Here is a 23,487-nt window from a genome sequence, read left to right as displayed (position 1 = left end):
ATGGTCAACACGATCCGGTGGGAACACGGCGACGATCGCGTCGTCCTGCTGACCCTCGACCACCCCGGCCGTTCGGCGAACGTGATGAACGGCGAGTTCGGTGCGAGCCTCAGGGCGACCGTCGACCGACTCGAGGCCGAACGCGACCAGATCGCCGGCGTGATCATCACCTCGGCCAAGAAGACGTTCTTCGCCGGCGGTGACCTGGACGCGCTACTGCGGCTGACGCCTGCCGACGCCGAGGCGTCCGAAGCGGAAACCCGCCTGCTCAAGGACACCGTACGTCGCCTGGAGACACTCGGCCGTCCGGTCGTTGCCGCCATCAACGGCTCGACCCTCGGCGGTGGGCTCGAACTCGCCCTGGGCTGCCACCACCGCATCGTCCTCGACAACCCGACCATCGAGATCGGCTTCCCGGAGGTCACCCTCGGCCTGCTGCCGGGCTGCGGTGGCGTCGTGCGCAGCGTCCGCCTGCTGGGCGTGACCGACGCGCTCACCAACTGGCTGCTCCGCGGTCAGCGCCGCCGACCGCACGACGCGCTCTCGCACGGGCTTGTCGACGCGATCGCCGCCGACGAGGCCGACATGATGGATGCCGCCCGCGCCTGGATCGCCGCCAACCCCGACGCGATGCAGCCGTACGACCGCAAGGGCTACAGGATTCCCGGCGGCACCCCGTCCACTCCGGCGCTCGCCGCCCAGTTGCCGGCCGTGCCGGCCATTCTGCGCAAGCAACTCAAGGGCGCCCCCTACCCCGCTCCCCTCAACATCGTCGCCGCCGCCGTCGAAGGCGCCCAGGTCGACCTGGGCACCGCCCTCACCATCGAGGGGCGGTACTTCACCGAACTCGCCACCGGCCAGATCGCCAAGAACATGATCAAGGCGCTCTTCTTCGACGTACAGGCCGCCGGCTCGCGGGACGTCGGCGCTGGCCATCCGCCGCTGGAGCGGGTGGCGGTCATCGGCGCGGGCATGATGGGCGCCGCCATCGCGTACGTGTGCGCCCGGGCCGGGATGCGTGTCGTGCTCAAGGACGTGACCCTCGCAGGGGCGCTGCGCGGGCGGGACTACTCGGTGGGCCTGCTCGACAAGGCCGTCGCCCGCGGTGTGTCCACCGTCGATGAGCGCGACGCGATCCTGGCCCGGATCCAGGCGACCGAGGACATCGCCGACCTCGCCGGCGTCGACCTCGCCGTCGAGGCGGTCTTCGAGGATCCCGCGCTCAAGCAGAAGGTGTACGCCGAGATCGAGCAGGTCGCACCGGAGGCGCTGATCGCCTCCAACACGTCCACTCTGCCCATCACAATGCTCGCCGAGGGCGTCAGCAGGCCGGAGGAGTTCATCGGGCTGCACTTCTTCTCGCCGGTGGACAAGATGCCACTTGTCGAGCTGATCCGCGGCGAGCGCACCAACGAGGCCACGCTCCAGCGGGCCCTGGGCCTGGTACGTCTGATACGCAAGACACCAATCGTCGTCAACGACAGTCGCGGTTTCTTCACCAGCCGGGTCATCGGGACGTTCACCAACGAGGGCGTGGCGATGCTGGCCGAGGGGATCCCGGCTGCCACCATCGAGCAGGCCAGCAGCCAGGCCGGTTATCCCGCGCCGGTCCTCGCGTTGATGGACGAACTCACCCTCACCCTCCCCCGCAGGATCCGGCAGGAGACGGCCGCGGCGACTGTCGCCGCCGGTGGCACCTGGCAGCCGCACGCCGCCGACGCGGTCATCGACCGGATGATCGACGACTACGGTCGACCGGGACGCTCGGGTGGCGCCGGCTTCTACGACTACCGCGACGGCAAGCGGGTCGGCCTCTGGCCGGGCCTGCGGGACACCTTCGGCGGAACCAATCTCGACACACCCTTCGAGGACCTGAAGGAGCGGATGCTCTTCATCGAGGCGGTCGAGTCGGTGCGGTGCCTCGAAGAGGGGGTGCTCACCTCGGTGGTCGACGCCAACGTCGGTTCGATACTTGGCATCGGCTACCCGAGCTGGACCGGCGGTGTCCTGCAGTACATCAACCAGTACGAGGGCGGGCTGCCGGGCTTCGTGGCCCGCGCGCGGGTGCTCGCGGAGCGCTACGGTGACCGGTTCAGCCCGCCCCCACTGCTGGTGGCAATGGCCGGCCGGGGCGAGCGGTTCGAATAGGCGGTCAGATCCCGGCGACGAGTCGTTGGGCGTTCATGTACGCGATGGCCTCGACGGAGATCATCGGGTTGACGCCCAACGACGCCGGGAAGGTGGACGCGTCGGCGAGGACCAGGTTCGGGACCTCCCACGTGGCACCGTCGGGCCCGGCGACCGACGTGGCCCTGCTGCCGCCCATGCGGGCCGCGCCCATGATGTGCAGGGCTGCCATGGCGACCTGACCGGGCGCGGTGCCCAGGGTGTCCGTCTGGCTGATGAAGTCCTCGATGGAGCCCTTGCCGCGTTCCCAGATCCTGCCGCGCTGATGGCCGGAGAACAGCTTGCGGGCACCGGCGGCCTCGACGATACGAGCGGCACCGGCGATCCCGGCCCGCATGTGGGCGGCGTCGTAGGCGGAGAGGCGGTAGTGCACCACCGGCTCGCCGTCGCTGCCGACCTTTACCTGTCCACTGTCGCGGTCGCGGGTGATGATGCCGACGCCGCTGAGGTTCGGTAGCGACCGCATCTGGTCCAGGTGGTTCCGGGCGCCCGTCCAGCTCATGAAGGACACGGCGGTGGTCGGGTTGGTGGCGGCGGTCTCGTAGATGACGCCGTAGCCGAGGCCGTCGAGATCGGCGTGTTCGGTGGAGTACCGGGTCTGCATTCCGCCCTCCCACGGGCGGACCTCCTCGGCGAACACGCCCCAGACGCCGGTGGCCGGGTGCAGATGGAGGTGCCGGCCGATGTTCGGGTTCGTGAGGCCGGAGCGGCGCAACAGGGCCGGCGTCTGCACGCTGCCAGCCGCGGCGACCACCACGCGGGCGCGAATGGTCACCGGGTGACCGTCGGCGGTGTGACCGGCGACGCCGGTCGCCCTGCCGGCCGTGATGGTGACCGTGCGGACGTCGACGTCGACGAGGAGGCGCGCCCCCGCGCGCTGGGCGTCGACGAGCCAGGTCTTTGTCGCGGATTTCTTGGCGCCGATACGGCAGCCCAGACCGCACCGCCCGCACTCGATGCCGGTGTCGCAGCCGTCGACGTTGCGGGGCATCTCGTCGACATGCCAGCCGAGCGCTGTCAGTCCGCGCTCCATGAGCGCGTCACGAGACGAGATCCTGCCGTGGTCGCTGTTGACGCCGAGCCGGGACCACACCGCGTCGAGGCAACGCTCGTACTCGTCAGTGGCGAACTGTGGCACGCCCAGCGCGGCCCACTCGTCGCGAACCCGCGGCGGGGTGCGGAACGACGTGGTGTAGTTGACGACGGTGCCGCCACCGAGGCACTGTCCCTGGAGGATGCTCAGCTGGCCCTCCGCGGTGGCCGAGGGGCCCGGGGCGTAGAGCCGCGACAGCCCGGACAGCTCGCCGCCGTCGAAGTCCCTGTCGTCGTAGTACCCGCCCTTCTCCACGACGATCACGTCGAGGCCGTGACCGGCAAGGACGGCCGCGGCGGTGCCGCCGCCAGCGCCCGACCCGACGACGATGACGTCGCAGTCCAGGGTGGTCGGCGCGGACGGGCGGATCGGCGCCAGGGCGGGCTCGGGGGCGTCGGTTCTGGTGCCGAGTGGGCCGGGGTAGCCGATGGCGGGCCACACCGGCGATCGACCGGTCGGCCCGGGCGCCATGTAGTAGGACAGGGTGGCCGCGCCCTTGAGCGCCTGGAAGAGCGCCCGCTTGCGGGTGACGTTCGACTCGGCCAGGGCGAGCAGCATCCGCTCGCGGCGCTGCTGGGTCTGCCGGGAGAACCGCCGTGCGCCGCCGCCGAGGATGAACTGGGTGGTGCGGGAGTCCCACAGATCCAGCAGTTGGAGGAACTGCTTGACCTCGGCGGCGCGAGGGTTGTGCAGAACCAGCGCGGCCATGATGTCGACCGCGCCGAGTTGACTGGCCGGCGGGAGGTCAGCCCCGTCGCCCGGTGCGAAGGTGTCGCAGATGCTCGCCAGGGCGGCGCGCTGTTTGGCAGATAATTCCATCATTTTTCCCGTTCAGAGCGGTGGGCGGGGTCCCGCGTGGCCGGCGCCAGGCGCGGGGCGGTGCCGAAGTAGGCCTCGGCGACGGCGCGCCGGTCGACGCGGAGTTCGGCGGCGGACCCGGTGAGCACGACTCGGCCGTGATGGAGCACCATCGCCCGGTCGGCGATGGACAGGGCGAGATCGATGTGCTGCTCGACGAGGACGACACCGACACCGAGCCGGTCGGCCAGCGCTCGGATGCCGGGCAGCAGAGCCTGGACCGCGATCGGAGCCAGGCCCATGCTCATCTCATCGATGAGCAGGACCCGTGGCCGGCAGACCAGGGCCTTGGCGATGGCGAGCATCTGCTGCTCACCGCCGGACAGCTGACCGCACCGGCGTGACATCAGTGGTTTCAGGGCGGGGAAGAGGTCGAGGGCGTGCCCCAGGCGGGAACGCCAGCCTCGGGCGAGGGCGAGATTTTCGCGTACCGACAGGCTGTGGAACACCCCTCGGGTGTCAGGTACCAGGATCAGGCCGTCGCGGGCGTTCTGCTCCAGCCGTTTACGCAGCGGCCGGCTGAACGCGGTGACGGTGCCGACCATTGGCCGGATGACCCCGGCGGCGGTCAGCAGCGCCGTGGTCTTTCCCGCACCGTTGGGGCCGAGCAGGGCCAGGACCTCGCCTTCGCCGACGTGGAGGTCGAGCTCCCGGAGGGCGGGGATGCCGGCGTAGCCCGCCGTGACGCGTTCCAGTCGCAGGACATCGCTCATTGCACGAGCTCCGATCCGAGATACGCGGTACGCACTGCCGGATCGGAGAGCACGCCGCTCGGCGTTCCGGAGGCGATGACGGCCCCGTAGTCCAGGACGTACACGCGATCGCAGATGTCCGCGACGAGGCTCATGTCGTGCTCGATGAGCAGCACCGCCCGACCGGACGCGGCGATGGCACGGACGTGGCCGCCGAATTCGGTGCTCTCGTCGGTGTCCAGCCCGGCGGCCGGTTCGTCGAGCAGGAGGACGCGGGTGGTGCCGGCGAGGGCTCGGGCGACGCCGACGATCTTCTGCCGGCCGAGGCTCAGCTCACCGGGGCGGCGGTCGGCGACGACGTGCAGGCCGAACATCTCCAGCACGCTGTTGTCGTCGTGGTCGGGCCGGCGACGACCGGCAATGTCACTCCACAGGTTGTGCAGCGGTCCCCGGCCGGACGCGATCGCGATGTTCTGGCGCACGGTCAGGTCGGTGAAGAGCTCTCCCGCCTGCCAGGTCCGGGCCAGACCGGTACGCCGGCGCTGGTGGGGCGCGAGCCGGTCGATCCGGCGTCCGGCCACGCTGATCGTGCCCCGGGCCGATGTGAATCCGGTGACGGCGTCGACGAATGTGGTCTTGCCGGCGCCGTTGGGGCCGATCAGCCCGACGACTTCGCCCTCGTCGACATGGATGCTGATATCGCTGTTGGCCACGACGCCGCCGTAGCGGACGGTCAGTCCGGTCGTGGTGAACAGCGGCTGGGTCGCAGTCACGAGGTGACCTCCCGACGGGTGTGCCCGCGCAGCAGGCCGGTGGCGCCGCCGGCGATACCCGCGGGATTGAGTACGGCGGTCACGACCAGGGCGCAGGCTGCGATGAGGGTGTAGTAGTGGCCGAGGCCGAACGTTCCGTTGAGCAGCGTGTAGAGCACGCCCAGTGGTGCGACGAGTCCGGCGATGAGCGCACCGCTGATTCGGGTGATCCCGCCGACGTAGGCCATGCACAGGACGCTGAGCCCCACGATGATGTTGAACGACTCGACCGACAGCTGTGAGCGGCTGTAGCCGATGAGGCATCCGCCGACACCGGCGAGGAACGCGGAGAGCGCGAAGCCGGTCAGTTTGACGCGCGCCACGTCGATGCCGGCGCTCGCCGCGGCCCGCTCGTTCGAGCGGACGGCCAGAAACGACTGGCCGGTCGTGCCGGCCAGGATCCGTGCGACGGCCAGTGTGAGCAGGCCGACGATGATGATCACTGTGGTCGCGAACGCGGTGGTCGTCAGGTCGGTGCCGCTGCGCACCGCCAGGTCCCAGCCGAACAGGGTGGGGTCCGCGATGAGGTTGCCCTCGAACGGGGTCAGCGCCGGGTTGGCGAAGACGAGCTGTTGCAGGGCGACGGCACCGGCCAGGGTCACGACCGCCAGTTGCGCCCCGCGGACCCGCAGCGCCGGCAGGCCGACGATCACACCGACGACGGTGGCAGCGCCGGCCGAGACCACTATCGACAGCGGGAACGGTATGTGCCAGGACGTCGTCGCGCGGGACAGCAGAAACCCTGCGGTACCGGCGAAGGCCATGGCGGCGAGAGAGATCTGGCCCAGGTAGCCGGTGAGCACGACCAGCGAGAGGGCGATCAGCGCCATGATGATCGACGTGACGACGCCGAACCGCCAACTGCCGGAGGTCAGCGCGACGGCCAGGGCGGCGGCACCGACCAGCGCCACCGCCGCCCGCAACGGCCGTCGGGGCAGATCTACTGCGGGCATGCGTACGGTGCCCAACGCACCCCGTGCGGGAAGGTGCCGGCCCAGGACTACCAACGCGACGATGACGAGCACGAACGGCACGACGTCGCCGAGGCCGGCCTGAGCCCAGACCGGCCAGCCGTCGAAGCTGCTCAACAACAGCAGAACCGACTGGAGGACGCCGATGCCCACACCCGCCAGGCACGCGATGATGATCGAGGTCAGGCGGGCCAGGAGGGCTGCGGCGAGGCCGGGCAGGACGTAGAACATGTAGCCGATCGGGTCGAGGCCGAGTGTCGGGGCGGCAAGGACCGCCACAAGTGCCGTCGCCGCTCCGGTGAGCAGCCACATGACGCTGGCCAGCCGGTCCGGCGACAACCCTGTCAGCCTGGCGGCTAGCTCGTCTTCGGCTCCGGCCCGGGTCGCCACGCCCCACCGGGTGAACCGGAAGTACGCGGCGAGCACCAACGCCACCACCACGGCCGCGACCAGGAGCACCAGATCGCTGATGTTGATCACAGCGCCGCCCACAGGCAGCGTTCGGTCGGTGAGCAGGGCGGGCGCGAGCGCCCCGTTGGTCGAGAAGCGCAGCGGCACCAGCGCGGCGACCGCCAGCATCAGCCCGACCGATGCCACCACCTGGGACAACGGTGGTGCGGTGCGAAGCGGCCGGAACACCAGCCAGTGCGCGGCGAACGCCAGCCCGGCCGCGCTGAGCACGCCGAGCGCGACAGCGGGCCAGGCCGGCAGCGGTTGCGAGCTGAGCCGCACCGCGCCGATGGGGAACACGAGCGTGCCGGACTCCCGTAGCTCGGCCACCACCCACACCGCCCACAGGGCCAGGGAGCCCTGTGCGAAATTGAGGACTCCGGTGGCGGCGTACAGGGACACGATGGACGTGGCGATGACGGCGTACACCGCCCCGCCGGCGAAGCCGAGCGTGACGAACAGCAAGACCTGATCCATTGTCGATTCCCTTGTGCTGGCCCTGATATGGACTGTGGGCGGCGGCGTGCGACCCGCGGACGCCGCCGCAGCAAGGGCTTACACAGCGCCGGGAATGATGCTCATGACCTGGGGAATGGGCGTGATCCAGGTGTCCGTGGCGGGCTTGATCGAACCGTCGGGCTGGACCACGAAGAGCAGTAGCTGTGTCGTGCAGTTCGGTGAGGTGGCGCTGCCGCAGGTGATCTTGGGGCCGAGGAAGCTCGGGAAGTCCTTGAGCGCCTTGAGCGTCTTGAGGACACCGGGGCCGGTCAGGTCGGCCTCGGCGGCCGTGGACATCGCCTTCGCGAAGTTCATGAAGAGCGCGAACTCGCCGTACGCGTAGTACCCGGCGGTCCCGCCGGACACCCCGGAGATGTACTTCTCGGCCAGCGTCAGGTCGCTCTGGACCTCCGCCGGTGCGTACCGGGCGGCGGCGGGCAGCCAGTTCGACGAGTACAGCGCGCCGCCGGCAGCCTGTTCCGGGGCGCCCTTGATGTAGTCGGTGCACGCGGCGGTGAAGATCTCGCCCTGGTACCGCAGTTGCCGCAGTGCCTTGACCAGAGCCGTGCAGACAGCCTCGCTCGGCGCGGCGACCAGGCCGCCCACATCGGGATTGTCCCGGGCGATAGTGGAGGCCACGGCGGTGAAGTTGGGGTTCGTGGGCGAGAAGTAGATGCCCTTGGCGTCGATTTCGAGCGCCTTGGCCAGTGCCGGAAGGAGGTTGTCGATGGTCTGGTGCGACGACGGGGTGTCGACGAGGGCCAGCGTCACCGACTTCTTGCCTTCGGTCTTGAACGCCTGCAGGGCGCCGATGAGGAAGGCGGCCTGCGGCGCGGCGAAGAACACCCTGTTCTCCGCCTTGGCGCCGGTCACGGAGTCGAACGGAATCATGCCGACGAGCGGGATCTGCGCGGCGGTCAGGGTCGGCAGGGTCGCGCTGGAGGAGAGGTTGTAGCCGTCCATGACGGCGACCACCTTCTTCTCGACGAACATGTTGGCACACGACTGTGCCCGCTCAGGCGTCGTGTCGGTGTCGCACGAGACGACCTCGAGCGGATGGCCGTTGATGCCACCGAACTCGCCGTTGATGTAGGACAGTGCCGCCTTGACCCCGGTGTCGGTGCCCGGTTGGGGAACCGGACCGCCGGACGGGTTGAGGAAGCCCACGACGATCGGTGACTTGGACAGCGTGGAGGTCGTGCTCGGGGTGTCCGAGGCGCAGCCGGTCGCGGCAACCACTGCGGCGACCAGAATTGCTGAAGCCCGCAGGACGGCGGGGCATCTGGGCATGGGTCCTCATTTCGACGCGATGGTCGGTGCCGTCAACCGTTCGAGGCGGCCGACCGAACGGCTCTCCGTGATGCGACGGGCCTGTCCTGCGGTGTTCTGTCAGACGTCGCCGTTTGTGGCGTGGCGGTGTCGGCGAATGCCCAGGACGGCGCACCGCCGAACCGGCGCGTGACCGGACCGGCGGTACCGGCGGTGACAGGCGATCGGCCCGCGATCATTGGCGCGGGCACCCCTCTTCGTGCTTACGGCACTGTAAATCACACGTAACTTCTTGGGAAGAGTTCTGGGCCGCGCACTGATCGATATGAGCGCCGTGGCGGTATCCGGCTCACTGAAAGGTGGCGACGACGGGCGGGAGATGTCGAACCATGCCTAACAGAACACCCCGGCCGGTGAGTGTTCGGCACACTCGTCGGCCGGGGTGTCCGCCGTCGGTGGACGTGCCATCGACGGCGTATCGCTGAGCCTTACCGCATGTGGTCGGACAGCCCGTAGGTCTTCGCGATGATCTCGCGCTGGATCTCGCTCGTGCCGCCGTAGACGGTGGACACGACCGAGGACCGGACCAGTCGCTCCATGTCGAACTCGGTCGCGTACCCGTAGCCGCCCATCATCTGCATGGCGTCCAGGGCGACCCGACGGGCCGTCTCGGTGGCCTTGAGTTTCGCCATCGAACTCTCCCGGGGCAGCACCGTCTCCGGGGCGCGATCGACCTGGGCCGCGGTGTTGTAGACGAGCAGCCGGGCGCACTCGATCTCGGTGGCCAGGTCGGCGAGGCGGTGCCGGATCACCTGGAACGCCCCGATGGGCCGGCGGAACTGCTGCCGGTTCTTGACGTATTCCATGACGTCGTCGAACGCCCGCTGCGCGGTGCCGAGCATGACGCTGGCCAGGATGAGCCGCTCCATGTTGAGCCCGGCCATCAGTTGCCGCCAGCCGTTGTCGACCTGACCGACCACGGCGTCGGCGGGCAGCACGCAGTCGGCGAAGTAGAGGTCGTTGACCTCCCGGCCGCCCATTGTGTCGATGCCGGAGATGGTCAGGCCAGGCGCGTTGGCCGGGACCAGGAACATGGTGAGGCCGTGGTGGTCACCGGCGCTTCCCGACGTCCGGGCGACAAGCAGGATGTGCTCGGCGAGATGGGCGTTGGAGCACCACGTCTTCTGGCCGTTGATGACGAAAACGTCGCCCCGGCGCTCGGCGCGGCAGCTCAGGTTGGCCACGTCCGAGCCGGCCTCCGGCTCGGACATCGCGACTGCCTCGACGACGCCACGGGCCACCCCGCTGAGGATGAGCTTCTTCTGCTCGGACGAGCCGAAGCGCTCGTAGGTGGCGGCCACGATGATCGACGTGGTGAAGCCGCCGATCGGCGCCATCGCCTTGGCCGTCTCCTCCAGGAAGAGGCACAGCTCCACCATGCCGGCCCCACCGCCGTCGAACTCCTCCGGCAGAGACAGGCCCAGCCAGCCGAGGTCGGCCATCTTGCGGTACAGCTCCGGGCTGTGGGGCTCCCGTCCGCCGTCTGTGAGACTCTGCCGCCGCTCACGGGTGCCTGCCTCGCGACGGCAGAAATCCTGCACGGCGGCGACCAGTGACCGTTGCTCGTCGCTCCATTCCACAGCTGTACCTCCAGCGTCGCAAAGGGATTGACAGCAAGGCTAAACTATCGAATATCAAATGTCAGGAGCTGCGGATGACATCCCTCGTTGAGCAACCCCGCCGGTTGCACCTCGTCGACCCGATCACCGGCGAGTCCCGCACCGACTACGACATAGCTGACGCAGCTGTCGTACGCGCCGCCGTCGACAGGGCACGCGAGGCGGCAGGCTGGTGGGCCGGCCTGGACGCGCGGCAACGCCGGCAGCACCTGCTCGCCTACAAGGCGACAATCGCGAACCGCATCGACGAGCTGGCCGAGCTCATCCGCAGCGAGACCGGCAAGTCGATCGCCGGGGCTCAGTTGGAGGTTATGCTCGCCGTCGAGCACCTGGACTGGGCCGCCCGGCACGCCCGGCGCGTGCTGAAACGACGCGGGGTCTCCTCCGGCCTGCTCGCGTTCAACCAGGCCAGCTCCGTGGAGTACGTGCCGTACGGCGTCGTCGGCGTGATCGGGCCGTGGAACTACCCGGTCTACACGCCGATGGGGGCCATCTCGCACGCGTTGGCCGCCGGCAACGCTGTGGTCTTCAAGCCCAGCGAGTTCACCACAGGCGTCGGCGTGTGGCTCGCCGAGCGCTGGAGTGACCTGCTTCCCGATCGACCGGTCCTGCAGGTCGTCACCGGCGACGGCACGACCGGGGCGGCACTGTGCCGCGCGGGGGCCGACAAGATCGCGTTCACCGGGTCGGCCGCGACGGGCCGGGCGGTGATGGCCGCCTGCGCCGAGACTCTGACCCCCGTCGTGATCGAGGGCGGCGGCAAGGATGCGCTCATCGTCACCGCCGACGCCGACCTCGACGCCGCCGCACAGGCGGCGGTCTTCGGCGGCCTGGGCAACGCCGGGCAGACGTGCGCCGGTGTCGAGCGCGTCTACGTGGAGCAGGCCGTCTACGAGCCGTTCGTGGCCAAGCTGACCGAGCTGGTGCGGCAGGTCCAGCCGGGCGCCGAGCCGGATGCGCCGTACGGGCCCATGAGCACGCCGGTCCAGCCCGGCATCGTGCTGAGCCACATCACCGACGCCATCGACCGGGGTGCCCGCGCCGTGGTCGGTGACGCGAGTTCGGTGCGGCCACCGTTCGTCGAGCCGGTAGTGCTCGCCGACGTCCCCGAGGACAGCACGGCGGTGACCGACGAGACGTTCGGTCCGGTGCTGGTGGTCAATCCGGTGCCCGACGTCGACGAGGCGCTACGCAGGACGAACGCGACCAGGTACGGGCTGTCCGGCTCCATCTTCACGCGACACCGCCGCCAGGGGCTGGCACTCGCGGCCCGGCTGCGGGTGGGAGCCGTGTCGGTCAACTCGGTGCTCGGGTACGCCGGGGTGCCGTCACTGCCCTTCGGCGGCGTGGGCGACTCGGGTTTCGGGCGGGTCCACGGCGCGGACGGCCTGCGCGAGTTCAGCCGACCGCGCTCGGTCACCTGGCAGCGGTTCCGGCCGCCGATCGACGTGATGACGCTGCAACCCGCCGCTTCCGCCATGCGGACCTCGCTGGCGATGTTCAAGTGGCGTCATGGTCGCCACTGACTCACCCGCTCCACACCCCCAGACCGTCCAGGTGCTTGACCAGCCGCTCCGCGCCGTCGGTGAAGTGGCGGGCCATGACCGGCCGCACGGCGACCGGGTCGTGGGCCTCGAGGGCGTCCAGCAGAGCCTCGTGGTCGGCGATCATGCCCGCCCGCCACTCGGCGTCGGCCGCGTAGAACCGCGACGGCGTGTAGCGCGTCGCGGTTCGCAGCAGCCAGGACAGCTTGCGTGCGCCGGCCAGCCGGTTGATGCCGCGGTGGAACTCGAACTCGAGCTGCTCGACCCGGCCGACCTGCCGGGCCTGGGCTGCCCGGCGCAGCCGCTCGTGCTGCTGCCGCAGGTCATCGAGCTGGGCCTGGGTGATTCTGACGGCGACCCGGGCGGCGAGTTCGCCGGCGATGTCGCCCTGCAGCCCGAACACGTCCACGATGTCCTGGCGGAACAGCGGCGCGACCACGTGGCCACGACGTGGTTGCAACTCGACCATGTCCTCGGCGCGCAGCATCAGCAGGGCCTCGCGCACCGGCGTGATGCTCAGCCCGGTCTCCTTGGCGACCTCTTCAAGGCGGATCCGCTCACCGGGGCGCAGTTGGCCGGACATGATCCGGTCGCGCAGCAGGCTCGCCACTGTCTCGGAGAGCTGGGGATGAGATACGTCTTGGACCTTGCTCCGGGTTGCCACCCGACAACAGTATCAAATATCAGATATCACAAGGGACGCACCGATGCTCTCCGTGCTTGAGGCCGAGCCGGCCGGTTGTGGTCTGCGGGCCGCGACCCACGCCGGCGTACGCACGATCTGGTTCGACCGGCCCGACCAGCGCAACACGATGACGCTTGACATGTTCCGCGACTACTACGCGGCGCTGCTGGCAGCCGACAGGGATCCGGAGGTAGGCGCCATCGTGGTGACCGGCGCCGGCGACTGGTTCTGCGCGGGCGCCGATCCGGGGGCATTGGAGGCGCTGCTCGACGAACGTCACCGCGACCAACTGACCAAAGAGTTCGGCTTCGAGCCACATCTGCCGATCACGCTGGGAACGCCGATCGTCGCGGCGGTCAACGGCGGCGCCGCCGGCCTGGGGCTGGTCCACGCGCTGTATGCCGATGTGCGGTTCATGGCGACGCGGGCGCGCCTTGCCATGGCGTTCAGCCGGCTCGGTCTCATCGCCGAGTACGGCAGCGCCTGGCTGCTCCCCCGGCTGGTCGGCGTCGGCAACGCGCTGGACCTACTGGTGTCCGGTCGCAAGATCGACGCGGCGGAGGCGCTCCGGATCGGACTTGTGCAACGCGTACTCCCCCGCGACGAGGTGCTGGCCCAGGCGCAAGCCTACGCCGCCGACCTTGCCGCACACTGCTCGCCAGCCTCCATGGCGGTGATCCGGCGGCAGGTGTTCGCGGGCCTGGAATGCGGGATCGCCGAGGCGGCCGCCGATGCCAGTCGACTCATGACCGCCTCCCTGGCCGGTGCCGACTTCGGTGAGGCCCTGGCCAGTCAGGTCCAGAGGCGTACGCCCCGTTTCGCGCCCCGGGCCGGCGCGTGAGCGGGCCACTGGCCGGGGTCCGGGTCCTGGAACTCGCCGGGATCGGCCCCGGCCCGTTCGCCGCTATGCTGCTGGCCGACCTGGGCGCCGACGTCGTACGGGTCGACCGACCGGGGCCGGGCGCGCTGCCGGCCGGCGACCCGAGGCGTGACCTGCTCAACCGGGGCAAGCGCTCGATCGTCGTGGACCTGAAGCATCCCGACGGGGCCGAGGTGGTCCTCGGACTGGCCGACCGGGCCGCGATCCTCATTGAGGGCTGGCGTCCGGGGGTGGCCGAGCGGCTCGGTATCGGCCCGCAGGCCGCGCTGGAGCGCAACCCCAGCCTCGTCTACGGACGGATGACCGGATGGGGGCAGCACGGGCCGCTGGCTCACGCCGCCGGCCACGACATCGACTACATCGCCGTCGCCGGGGCCCTGCACCCGATCGGCCGCTCCGACGGGCCGCCGCAGATCCCACTCAACCTCGTCGGCGACTTCGGTGGCGGCGCGCTCTACCTCGTCGTCGGCTGCCTCGCCGCGTTGCACACGGCCCGCGGCACCGGTCAGGGGCAGGTGGTCGACGCCGCCATCGTCGACGGCACTGCCCACCTCACCACGATGTTCGCCGGACTGCTCGCCGACGGCGCCTGGCAACCCGAGCGTGGCCGCAACCTGCTCGACGGCGGCGCACCGTTCTACGACGTCTACGCGACAGCCGACGGCGGGCACATGGCCGTCGGCGCACTGGAGCCCCAGTTCTACGCCGAGCTGCTGCGGTTGCTTGGGCTGGCCGACGCGGACCTGCCCGCCCAGCACGACGTCACCGGATGGCCGGTGCTCCGCGCACGCTTCGCGGAGGTCTTCGCGGGCCGTACCCGCGACGAGTGGACCGAGCTGTTCGACGGCAGCGATGCCTGCGTGGCACCGGTGCTGTCGCTCGCCGAGGCGCAGCACCATCCGCACCTGGTGGCGCGCGCGACGTTCGAGGAGCACTTCGGCGTTCGCCAGCCCGCTGTGGCGCCCCGCCTGTCGCTGACACCCGGGTCGGTCGGCGGCAGCCCGCCGGCGCCGGGCGCGGACACCGCGACGGTCCTCACCGACTGGGGCCTCGGCGCCGACGTGCCGCGGTGGCTGGACAACGGCGCCGTCAGCGAGAAACTAGGAGACCACTGATGCGTATCGCGACACCCCTGGCCTACGCGACGGACCCCAGAAGCGGGGCTGATGCCGTGGCCGCCTGGGAGCAGGACGGCCTCGACGTGGTCTGGGTGTCGGAGGCCTACGGGTTCGACGCGCCGACCATCATGGGCTACCTCGCCGCGAAGACCACACGGCTGCAGATCGGCTCCGCCATCCTGCCCATCTACTCCCGTACCCCGGCGCTGCTGGCGCAGACCGCGGCGGGGCTGGACGCGGTCTCGGGCGGTCGTGCCATCCTCGGCCTGGGCGCGTCCGGGCCGCAGGTGATCGAGGGATGGCACGGCGTCGCCTACGATCGGCCGCTCGCCCGGACGCGCGAGGTGATCCGGATCTGCCGGCAGGTGTGGCGACGCGAGACGCTTGTCAACGACGGTGTGTATCCGCTGCCACTGCCCGCCGAGGAAGGCACCGGCCTCGGCAAGCCGCTGAAGATCCTCACCCGTCCGCTCCGCGACAGCATCCCGATCTACGTGGCGAGCCTGGGCGACAAGAACGTACGGATGACCGCCGAAGTGGCCGACGGGTGGCTCCCGTTCCTCTACGACCCGGAGCGCGCGGCCGACATCTGGGGTGCGGCGCTGGCCGCCGGACAGGGCAAACGATCCGCCGATCTCCCGCCGCTGGAGGTCGTGGCAGGTGGTCCACTGGCCATCGGCAGCGACGTGACAGGCCTGCGCGACCTCGCCCGACCGCTGATCGCCCTGTACGTCGGCGGCATGGGCGCAAAGGGTCGCAACTTCTACCACGACCTGCTGTGCCGCTACGGCTACGCCGACGACGCCGACCGTATCCAGGAGCTGTACCTGGCGGGGCGCAAGACGGAGGCCGCCGCCGCCGTCCCCGCCGAGCTGCTGGAGCGCACCAGCCTGATCGGGCCGGAGAGCTACGTACGGGATCGGGTCCAGGCCTACCGCGACGCCGGCGTCACGATCCTCAACGTCACACCGCTGGGTTCGGACCCGCGGCGTCTCATCGCCACAGTGAAGGACATGGCCCGGTAGGGCCCGTGCGGCAAGGAGCTGACACACATGGTGGACCGTCCCATCCTCACCGCCGACCACCTCGCGTTCGCCGAACTGGTGCGTGCCTTCATCGACAAGGAGATCGCACCGCACCACGACCGCTGGGAGGCCGACGGCATCGTCGACCGCGGCCTGTGGCGGGCCGCCGGCACGACCGGCCTGCTGGGCTTCTCCGTCGACGAACGGTACGGCGGAGGCGGGGTGACCGACCGGCTGTTCAGCGCCATTCTCACCGAGGAGCTGGCCCGGGCCGGCGCGAGCGGCCCTGCGTTCGGCCTGCACAACGACATCATCGGTCCGTACCTCACCGACCTGACAAACGACGAGCAGGAGGAACGCTGGTTGCCGGGCTTCTGCTCCGGCGAGATCATCACCGCGATCGCCATGTCCGAACCGGGCGCTGGCAGCGACCTGCAGGGCATCACGACCACCGCGGTACGCGACGGGGACTGCTACGTCCTCAACGGTCAGAAGACCTTCATCAGCAACGGCATCCTGGCCGACCTGGTCATCGTCGTGGCCCGCACCGACCCGGCGGCGGGGCACCGGGGCATCAGCCTGCTGGTGGTGGAGCGGGGCATGGCAGGCTTCGAGCGGGGCCGCAACCTCGACAAGATCGGGCAGAAGGCGCAGGACACCGCCGAGCTGTTCTTCGCCGACGTCCGGGTGCCCGCGGCGAATCTCCTCGGCGTCGAGGGCAAGGGCTTCGGCTACCTGATGCGCAACCTTCCCTTCGAACGGCTGTCGATCGCCGTGGCGGCGCTCGCCGGCGCCGAGACGGTGTTCGAGCAGACCCTCGCGTACTGCAAGGAACGCCAGGCATTCGGCCGCCCCATCGGCAGCTTCCAGCACAACCGGTTCGTGCTTGCCGAACTCGCCACCGAACTGCGCCTCGGCCGGGTCTTCATCGACCAGTGCCTGGTCGCGCCGGACCTCACGGCGGAGACGGCGGCGATGGCGAAGTGGTGGTGCACCGAGCTACAGCACCGCACCGTCGACCGTTGCCTCCAGTTGCACGGCGGTTACGGCTACATGCGCGAATATCCGGTGGCCCGGGCGTATCTGGACGCCCGCGTGCAGACCATCTACGGCGGCACCACGGAGATCATGAAGGAGGTGATCGGCCGATCACTCGGCCTGTGAACCGTGCTCCAGCATGGGTACGAGGAACCGCCGGGCCACGGCTCGTAGTTCTTCGGTGTCATCGAGGTCGATGACGTGGCTGGGTATGAGCAGGAAGGAGCAGGAAAGCCGGGTCATCAGCTCGGCGACGATCTCGACGTCCACCGAGGCGGAGATGGTGCCGGCGTGCTGTTCGCGGCGGAGTTGGCCGGCGACGAACCGCTGCACCGTGGCCAACGTCCGCCCGCCGTCGCTGATCATCGAAGGGATGAGCATGTCCGGTTCGGCGTCCATCAGCCCTCCGATCAGCGGGTTGCGGCGGATCGCCTGCAAGGCGCTGACGAAGCCCAGCACCACCCGGTCGCCGACGGTCGCGGCCCGCTGGATGTCGACGAGGAACTGGTCGAAGTAGCGCCGGAACTCCCGGCGGACCACCTGCTCCACCAGCCGGTCCTTCGTGGCGAACCGGCGGTACGCGGTGATCCGGGAAACGCCGGCCCGCCGCGCCACGTCCTCCATTGTTGACCGGCGGACGCCCATGCGGCGGAACTGCTCGTAGGCGGCGTCGAGAAGCCGCATGGTGATCTCGTCGTTGTCGTCGGAGCGCTCGAGCGCCTCGGTGAAGGCGCGTTCCAGCAGCGACTCCGAGCGGGGCGCGGCCCCCGGCGGTGCCGCGACAGGCTGGTCGTGGGTCGCCTCGGACATACCGGGGATTGCTGCGTTCGCGGAAACGGTCCGGGCCATGGTTGCCCTCTCGTGAGATACGTTGACGCGCGCCTTGCATCACGGTAGCAATCAGGGACCCGGAGTTCCCGAGACGGTAATGGTGGGACCGCCGGTGTCGGACACTCGTCACAGCCCGAGCACTACTCCACCAGGGCGGCCCTCAGCGCGTCGAGGTCGGCGGCGCCGAAGCCCTGCGTCGCCAGCCAGGCGGCGACGCCGCCGTGCAGCTCCTGGACGAGCGCCAAGAAGTGCTCCATGGTGGCTGGTTCCGCAGTGTGCGCCTCCTCGGGCAGGCTCGCAATCCGCTTCTCCCACTCCGGCAGGAGCCGCGCCTGGTTCCAGATCGCCACCAGGTGCTCACGGGTCCGCGCGTAGTCCTCGACCACGTCGCGCGCGGGGACGCCGAGCGCGGCGAGCAGCACGGCGACGACAACGCCGGTGCGGTCCTTGCCCGCTGTGCAGTGCACGAGCAGGGGGTTCTCGCGGGCGTCCACAGCCTGCCGCACCGCCGTGGTGATCGTCGCGGCGGACACGACGAGCATGTCGGCGTAGTGCTCGGCCAGGCGCACACCCGGGTCCGGATGCACCGGCCGCAGGGTCGATCGGCCGAACGGCAGGTGCATGATCCGCAGACCGCCTGTGAGCCGGTCCCGTTCGCTGGTCTCGGCGATCTCCCGGCGGCCCCTCAGGTCGACCCGGACCCGGATGCCTGTCACCTCGCGAAAGGCCTCTGCCTCGTCCGGGTCGAGGAACACAGGGGTGGCGCTGCGGTAGACCGCGCAGGGGCGCACCCGCCCGCCGTCGGCTGTCGGCAGGCCACCGAGGTCCCGGAAGTTCAGCGGCGTGTGGACGCTCATCGGGCGGCGAGCAGGTGGTCGATGAGTTCCTCCCGCTGCGTCGCCGGCCCGTCGAACAGCAACTCGCTGCTCTTGGCCCGCTTGAAGTAGAGGCCGATCGGATGCTCCCAGGTGAAGCCGATGCCGCCGTGCACCTGGACGGCCGTGGCGGTTACCCGGAAGTACGCCTCGGAGCAGAACGACCGTACGGTCCGGGCCTGGACGGCGAAGGCGTCGTCGTCGAGGGTGTCGTCGACCGCGTGGACGAGCGACCGCATCGACTCCACGTCGAGCAGGCGTTCGGCACACAGGTGCTTTATCGCCTGGAAGCCGCCCACCGGGCGGCCGAACTGCTCCCGGGTCAACGCGTGCTCGACCATCAGCTCCAACGCGCGGGCCGCGCCGCCGGTCTGCTCCGCGGCGAGCGCGACCATCGCCTGGTCCCGCACGCGGGCCACCACCGTGGCCGCCTGGCCCGGTCGCCCGAGCCGCCGTGCCGGGGCTGACCGGAAGCGCACCACAGCCTGGCGGCGGGTCGGGTCCAGCACGGGCGACGGCTGCACTGTCACCTCGGCCTCGGCCGGGTCCACCGCCAGGACGTCGACACCGTCCACGGTCGCGGCGACCACGAGCAGGAGCGTCGCCGCCTCGGCGTCGACGACGTGCGTCGCGGTGCCGTCGACGACCCAGGTCCCGTCCTCGCCGGCCCGGGCCCGCAGGTCGCCGCCCAGCGAGACGGCCGTAGGCAGCGACCCGTCGGCGATCCGGGGCAACAAGTCGGCGCGGGCCCGCTCGTCGTCGAGCCGGAGCAGCAGCTCGGCCCCGAGGGCCACGGTGGCGAAGTACGGGCCGCCGTAGAGGACGCGACCGAGTTCCTCGATCACGAGCCGCAGCTCCGCGCCGCCGAAGCCCTGCCCGCCGTACGCCTCGGGGATGGCCACACCCGGCAGCCCCAGCTCGACCGCCATCCGTTGCCAGACTGCGGGATCGAAGCCGATCGGGGCCTCCATCAGCCGCCGTACCTCGGATTCCGGTGACGCCTTCGCCAGGAAACCGCGCAGCGACTGGCGGAAGTCGGCTTGGGCGTCGCTCACCGGGTCGCCTCCCAGGTGTCCCAGTAGACGACCGACTCCAGCGGACGCCTGCGGGCCTCGCCCCAGCGGCCGGTCGGGACGCCGACCGGGATCAGCGCCCAGGTGATCGCGTCCGGTGGCAGGCCGAGCACCTTCCGCACCTCGTCGGCGGCGTGCCGGTGCGTGGTGGTCAGCGTCGTGCCCAGGCCCAGTGCCCGCGCCGCCAGCATGAGGTTCTGCACCGCCGGAAACACCGACGACGGCTCGTCCACTGTCGTCACCGGGACGATGAGGACCGGCGCCTCACCCATGTGCTCGGCCAGGTGGTCCGCCGAGCGCAGCATCCGTGCCTGCTTCTCGGCCGCCTCCGGGTCGGCGGGCACGCGGTCGTCGTAGCGCCGGCGGACCGGCGCCCAGCAGGCCCGATAGATCTCGCCGAGTCGAGCGCGTCGTTCGGCGTCGGTGACCACCACCCAGCGCAGCCACTGCGCGTTGCCGCCGGAGGGCGCGCAGTGGGCCGCGCCCAGGATGGTCCACAGTTGTTCGTCGGTGACCGGCACCGTGGGATCCAGTCGCCGCATCGCGCGCGTCGTCCGGATCGCCTCGAAGACGTCCATTGCTCAGGCTCCTTCGGCGGAATGCATCAGGCGACGTTCCAGGCTGGGGGTCGCCGCGATCAGGGCGCGGGTGTAGTCCGACTCGGGCCGGGTGAGCACCTGCTCGGTCGGCCCGTGTTCCATCACTTTTCCGTTGCTCAGCACCAGCACCCGGTCGGCCAGATGGCTCACGACGGCGATGTCGTGCGAGATGAAGATCATCGCGATGCCGAAGTCCACTCGGACCCGGTTGAGCAGGTTGAGGACTGTGGCGCGTACCGAGACGTCGAGCGAGGACACCGCCTCGTCGCAGACCAGCACCGCAGGCTTGGCGGCAAGCGCCCGGGCGATCGAGACGCGCTGGCGCTGACCGCCGGACAACTGCGTCGGGCGGCGGTCGGCGTCGGCGTCGCTGAGCCCGACGTACCGCACGTACTCCATCGACGGCTCGCGGAACCGGCGGGCCAACCGCCGGTTGACAGCGGTGACCTCGGCCATCGACCGCCAGACCGGCAGCCGGGGGTTCAACGCCCCGGCCGACTCCTGGACGATCATCTGGACCGACCGTGGCCCGCCGGCGAGGTGCTCGACGCTGCCCTGGCTCGGCGGCAGAAAGCCGGCGACGATCCGACCCAGCGTGGACTTGCCCGAGCCGGACTCGCCGACGACGCCGAGCACCTCGCCGCGCGCCAACTCCAGGCTGACGTCGGAGAGCACGCGGTGGGCGCGGTCGCCCGAGCCGTAGTCCTTCGACACCTTCGAGACCCGCAGGACGTCGCTCACCGCAGCACCTCCGTCCGGCCGGCGGGGGCCGCCTCACCCAGCGGGTGCCGGCAGCGCACCAGGCTCTCCTCGACACTGCGCAGGTCGGGGTGCTCCCGACAGTCGTCGGCTGCACGGGGGCAGCGGGCCGCGTAGTTGCACCCACCGCCGGTCCAGCCACCGGCCTGGTCGGCGGCGATCTCCGGGAAGGTCCGCAGCCGGTCGCCCCCGAGCCGGGGTACGCAGTCCAGCAGCGCCTGCGAGTAGGGGTGCTGCGGCCGGCTCAGCATCGCGTCCACCGCACCGACCTCCTTGACCTCACCGCGGTAGAGCACCATCACCCGGTCGCTCACGTCGCCGAGGACGCCCAGGTCGTGGCTGATGAAGACGGCGCTCAGGCCGCGCGAGGCGACCAGCTCCCGCAGCAGGACGAGGATGTCCTTCTGCAACGAGACGTCAAGCGCCGTGGTGGGCTCGTCGGCGAGGACAACGTCGGCCTCGCAGCTGAGCGCCATCGCGATCATCACTCGCTGGCACATCCCGCCGGAGAGCTGGTGCGGGTAGCTGCCCATGACCCGATCCGGGTCGAGCCGGACGTCGCGCAACGCCGCCACCGCGCGCGCACCGGCCTCGGCCCGGCTGCCGGGCAGGTGCGCCCGGATCACCCGGACGATCTGGTCACCCACCCGGCGCATCGGATGCAGCGCCGAGACGCTCTCCTGGAAGATCATCGCGATCCTCCGACCACGAATCGCGCGGAGCCGGCGGCCCCGGAGCCCGACCAGTTCCTGGTCGCCGAGGCGGATGCTTCCGGTCACCTCGGCGTCCGGCGGCAGCAGCCCCAGCGCGGCGAGGGCGATGGAGGATTTGCCGCTGCCGGACTCCCCCGCCACGCCGAGGACCTCACCGCGTCCGACAGTGAACGAGACGTTCCGCACCGCGGGCTCGGGGCTCCCCGCGAACCTGATGCCCAGGTCACGGATCTCCAGGGCCGCCTGCTCCGCGCTTGTCACTTGCGGGCCACCGTCGACATGTCCGGTCGCCCGCTGGCGTTCGGCTCGTAGCCGTCGACCTGGTCGGACAGACCGACGATCATCGGTACGGTGAACAGCGGCGCGAACGGCGCGACCTCGGCCACCTTCTTGGCGAGGTCGGTGGCCGCCGCCTTGCGCGGCGCGAAGTCGAACGTGGTCAACAGCTTGTCCTGAAGTTGCGCGGTGCCGAAGTCGGTTTTGCCGGCGTTGTAGAAGGAGTCCGGGTTGAGCAACCGGCCGTAGGTGATCGCCGGGTCGGCGTGGCCGGTCCAGCCGGACAGGAAACAGGGCGCCTGGCTCTTGGCCCAGAACGCCTCGGTGGCCGCGGCGGCGGTCTCGGACTGGATGGTGACGTCGATGCCGATCTTCTTCAGCGAGTCGATGATGATCGGGCCGCTGGTCTCGTAGTTGAGGCCCGGGAAGGTCAGGCATTTCATTGCCACCCGCTTGCCACCGGTGGCCTGGGCGACGAGCGCCTTGGCCTTCGCCTCGTCGTAGGCGTAGGTGGGTGTGATCGACGCGTCGTGGTACGGGTGCGTCGGCGGCAGCGCCGTCCAGGTCACCTCGGCGGCGTCACCGCTTGCCGCCTTCCGGATGACCTCGCGGTCGAGCGCGTAGTTGATGGCCTGCCGGATCTCCACCTTGTCGGTGGGCGCCAGCTTCGCGTTAAAGTTGATCATTGTCTCGGAGTACGCGGGACCGACCACCACCTGCTTGCCCGGCACCGTCTTGAGCTTCTCGACGCTCAGCGGCGGCACCGAGATCGCCACATCGACCACGTTGCTCTGGAACGCCGTCACCATTGCCTGCGGGTCCTTGAACACCTGCCAGTTGAGCGTGGGCGCCTTGCCCTTGTCACCCCAGTACGCGTCGTTGCGCTTGTAGTTGACGGCCGCCCCGGTCTGCAGGCTCTCCAGCGTGTACTTCCCGGCGCCGACCGGACGGGCGGCGAAGTCCTTGCCCTCCTTCTCGACAGCGGTCGGCGAGACGATCATCCCGGCCCGGTCGCTCAACGCCGTCGGGATCGAGGAGTCCGGCTTGCTCATCGTGAGCACCACTGTGTTGGCGCCTTCTGCGGTGATCGCGGAGACACTGGCGATGTCCTGGCCGTTCGCGGACGCCTTGAACCGATCCATGCTGGCCTTCACGGCGGCGGCGTCCATCGTCGTGCCGTCGGAGAACTTGACGCCCTCGCGCAGTTCCAGGGTGATCGAGGAGCCGTCGTCGGCGACCTTCCACGACGTGGCCAGGCCGGGGCCGAGCTCACCGGTCTTGGGATCGCCGACCAGAAGGCGGTCGTAGACCAGGTTGAGGTGCGGGTAGTCGTACCCCGAGGAACTCACTGTCGGGTCCAGTGAGGTCGGGAAGTTGACCGTGCCGATCTTCAAGGGTGCGGCGGCCGTCGAGTCGGTTCCGGACTCGCCGGATCCGCATGCGGTCCCGGTCGCGAGGACGAGGATGCTGACGGCGAGGGCAGTGGTGGGTAGGCGGCGGGGGCCGAATATGGACATTGCTGCTCCTCATCGAGGGAATTGGTGAGAAGAAAGGAGCGGATG

Annotated in this window: 20 protein-coding genes; 6 read left to right on the top strand and 14 right to left on the bottom strand. The window is 70.2% G+C overall.

All coding sequences use genetic code 11. The features are described from left to right. Positions 1 to 2,148 (top strand): 3-hydroxyacyl-CoA dehydrogenase NAD-binding domain-containing protein, encoded by a 2,148-nt coding sequence (locus ACLQ23_RS21435; protein WP_355591819.1) that lies wholly within the window; start codon positions 1 to 3, stop codon positions 2,146 to 2,148. Positions 2,149 to 2,152: 4 nt separating this feature from the next. On the opposite strand, the gene ACLQ23_RS21430 is transcribed toward ACLQ23_RS21435, so the two are convergent. The 6 genes from ACLQ23_RS21430 to ACLQ23_RS21405 form a co-directional block, all read right to left on the bottom strand. Next, positions 2,153 to 4,099, bottom strand: a complete 1,947-nt coding sequence (locus ACLQ23_RS21430) for a GMC family oxidoreductase N-terminal domain-containing protein (protein WP_425880995.1) — start codon at positions 4,097 to 4,099, stop codon at positions 2,153 to 2,155. Then, positions 4,099 to 4,851 carry an ABC transporter ATP-binding protein gene (locus ACLQ23_RS21425; RefSeq protein ID WP_355591825.1) on the bottom strand — a complete coding sequence of 251 codons (753 nt, stop codon included), beginning with the start codon at positions 4,849 to 4,851 and terminating at the stop codon, positions 4,099 to 4,101. Before ACLQ23_RS21425 ends, ACLQ23_RS21430 begins: the two co-directional genes overlap by 1 nt. After that, complete coding sequence (locus tag ACLQ23_RS21420; RefSeq protein WP_425880994.1) at positions 4,848 to 5,603, bottom strand: ABC transporter ATP-binding protein; 756 nt, start codon at positions 5,601 to 5,603, stop codon at positions 4,848 to 4,850. Before ACLQ23_RS21420 ends, ACLQ23_RS21425 begins: the two co-directional genes overlap by 4 nt. After that, positions 5,600 to 7,540, bottom strand: a complete 1,941-nt coding sequence (locus ACLQ23_RS21415) for an ABC transporter permease (protein ID WP_425735341.1) — start codon at positions 7,538 to 7,540, stop codon at positions 5,600 to 5,602. Before ACLQ23_RS21415 ends, ACLQ23_RS21420 begins: the two co-directional genes overlap by 4 nt. 78 nt (positions 7,541 to 7,618) lie before the next feature. Then, positions 7,619 to 8,851 (bottom strand): ABC transporter substrate-binding protein, encoded by a 1,233-nt coding sequence (locus tag ACLQ23_RS21410; RefSeq protein ID WP_355591834.1) that lies wholly within the window; start codon positions 8,849 to 8,851, stop codon positions 7,619 to 7,621. Between the two features lie 467 nt (positions 8,852 to 9,318). After that, on the bottom strand, positions 9,319 to 10,470 hold the full coding sequence (locus ACLQ23_RS21405) for an acyl-CoA dehydrogenase family protein (protein WP_425880993.1): 1,152 nt from the start codon (positions 10,468 to 10,470) through the stop codon (positions 9,319 to 9,321). Positions 10,471 to 10,544: 74 nt separating this feature from the next. On the opposite strand from ACLQ23_RS21405, the gene ACLQ23_RS21400 reads away from it, so the two are divergent. Further along, the gene (locus ACLQ23_RS21400; RefSeq protein ID WP_355591840.1) at positions 10,545 to 12,035 is read left to right on the top strand and encodes an aldehyde dehydrogenase family protein; all 1,491 of its coding nucleotides are present in this window, start codon (positions 10,545 to 10,547) and stop codon (positions 12,033 to 12,035) included. A gap of 1 nt (position 12,036) precedes the next feature. Here the strand turns inward: ACLQ23_RS21400 and ACLQ23_RS21395 are convergent, their stop codons facing one another. Further along, the gene (locus ACLQ23_RS21395) at positions 12,037 to 12,717 is read right to left on the bottom strand and encodes a GntR family transcriptional regulator (protein WP_355591843.1); all 681 of its coding nucleotides are present in this window, start codon (positions 12,715 to 12,717) and stop codon (positions 12,037 to 12,039) included. A 43-nt stretch (positions 12,718 to 12,760) separates the two neighbouring features. Here ACLQ23_RS21395 and ACLQ23_RS21390 point away from each other — a divergent pair, with 43 nt between their 5' ends. Genes ACLQ23_RS21390 through ACLQ23_RS21375 form a run of 4 tightly spaced genes read left to right on the top strand, consistent with a single transcriptional unit; the run spans position 12,761 to position 16,925 of the window. Then, the gene (locus tag ACLQ23_RS21390) at positions 12,761 to 13,579 is read left to right on the top strand and encodes an enoyl-CoA hydratase-related protein (RefSeq protein WP_425880992.1); all 819 of its coding nucleotides are present in this window, start codon (positions 12,761 to 12,763) and stop codon (positions 13,577 to 13,579) included. Continuing rightward, positions 13,576 to 14,733 carry a CaiB/BaiF CoA transferase family protein gene (locus tag ACLQ23_RS21385; RefSeq protein WP_425880991.1) on the top strand — a complete coding sequence of 386 codons (1,158 nt, stop codon included), beginning with the start codon at positions 13,576 to 13,578 and terminating at the stop codon, positions 14,731 to 14,733. The genes ACLQ23_RS21390 and ACLQ23_RS21385 overlap by 4 nt, the downstream gene beginning before the upstream one ends. Continuing rightward, entirely contained in the window at positions 14,733 to 15,761 is a 1,029-nt protein-coding gene (locus ACLQ23_RS21380; protein ID WP_355591852.1) for an LLM class F420-dependent oxidoreductase, read from the top strand. The genes ACLQ23_RS21385 and ACLQ23_RS21380 overlap by 1 nt, the downstream gene beginning before the upstream one ends. Positions 15,762 to 15,791: 30 nt before the next feature. Then, entirely contained in the window at positions 15,792 to 16,925 is a 1,134-nt protein-coding gene (locus ACLQ23_RS21375) for an acyl-CoA dehydrogenase family protein (protein ID WP_425881027.1), read from the top strand. Here the strand turns inward: ACLQ23_RS21375 and ACLQ23_RS21370 are convergent. From ACLQ23_RS21370 to ACLQ23_RS21340, 7 genes are all read right to left on the bottom strand, one after another. Next, positions 16,911 to 17,609 carry a TetR/AcrR family transcriptional regulator gene (locus ACLQ23_RS21370; RefSeq protein WP_355591858.1) on the bottom strand — a complete coding sequence of 233 codons (699 nt, stop codon included), beginning with the start codon at positions 17,607 to 17,609 and terminating at the stop codon, positions 16,911 to 16,913. The two genes, ACLQ23_RS21375 and ACLQ23_RS21370, sit on opposite strands and share 15 nt — an antisense overlap. A 161-nt stretch (positions 17,610 to 17,770) precedes the next feature. Continuing rightward, positions 17,771 to 18,487, bottom strand: coding sequence for a tyrosine-protein phosphatase (locus ACLQ23_RS21365; protein WP_425880990.1), 717 nt, complete (start codon positions 18,485 to 18,487; stop codon positions 17,771 to 17,773). After that, a complete protein-coding gene (locus ACLQ23_RS21360; RefSeq protein ID WP_425735336.1) occupies positions 18,484 to 19,560 on the bottom strand; it encodes an acyl-CoA dehydrogenase family protein in 1,077 nt (358 codons plus the stop codon). Before ACLQ23_RS21360 ends, ACLQ23_RS21365 begins: the two co-directional genes overlap by 4 nt. Then, positions 19,557 to 20,156, bottom strand: a complete 600-nt coding sequence (locus ACLQ23_RS21355; RefSeq protein ID WP_355591867.1) for a nitroreductase family protein — start codon at positions 20,154 to 20,156, stop codon at positions 19,557 to 19,559. The genes ACLQ23_RS21360 and ACLQ23_RS21355 overlap by 4 nt, the downstream gene beginning before the upstream one ends. Before the next feature lie 3 nt (positions 20,157 to 20,159). After that, positions 20,160 to 20,918, bottom strand: coding sequence for an ABC transporter ATP-binding protein (locus ACLQ23_RS21350; RefSeq protein ID WP_355591870.1), 759 nt, complete (start codon positions 20,916 to 20,918; stop codon positions 20,160 to 20,162). Further along, entirely contained in the window at positions 20,915 to 21,910 is a 996-nt protein-coding gene (locus tag ACLQ23_RS21345) for an ABC transporter ATP-binding protein (RefSeq protein WP_425880989.1), read from the bottom strand. The genes ACLQ23_RS21350 and ACLQ23_RS21345 overlap by 4 nt, the downstream gene beginning before the upstream one ends. Further along, positions 21,907 to 23,442, bottom strand: coding sequence for an ABC transporter substrate-binding protein (locus tag ACLQ23_RS21340; protein WP_355591876.1), 1,536 nt, complete (start codon positions 23,440 to 23,442; stop codon positions 21,907 to 21,909). The genes ACLQ23_RS21345 and ACLQ23_RS21340 overlap by 4 nt, the downstream gene beginning before the upstream one ends. Positions 23,443 to 23,487 lie beyond the last annotated feature (45 nt).

This window comes from Micromonospora sp. DT41, assembly GCF_049841715.1.
Lineage (GTDB): Bacteria > Actinomycetota > Actinomycetes > Mycobacteriales > Micromonosporaceae > Micromonospora > Micromonospora profundi.
The sequence above is the reverse complement of the archived record's forward strand: the minus strand, read 5'-3'. Positions and strand labels throughout refer to the sequence as shown.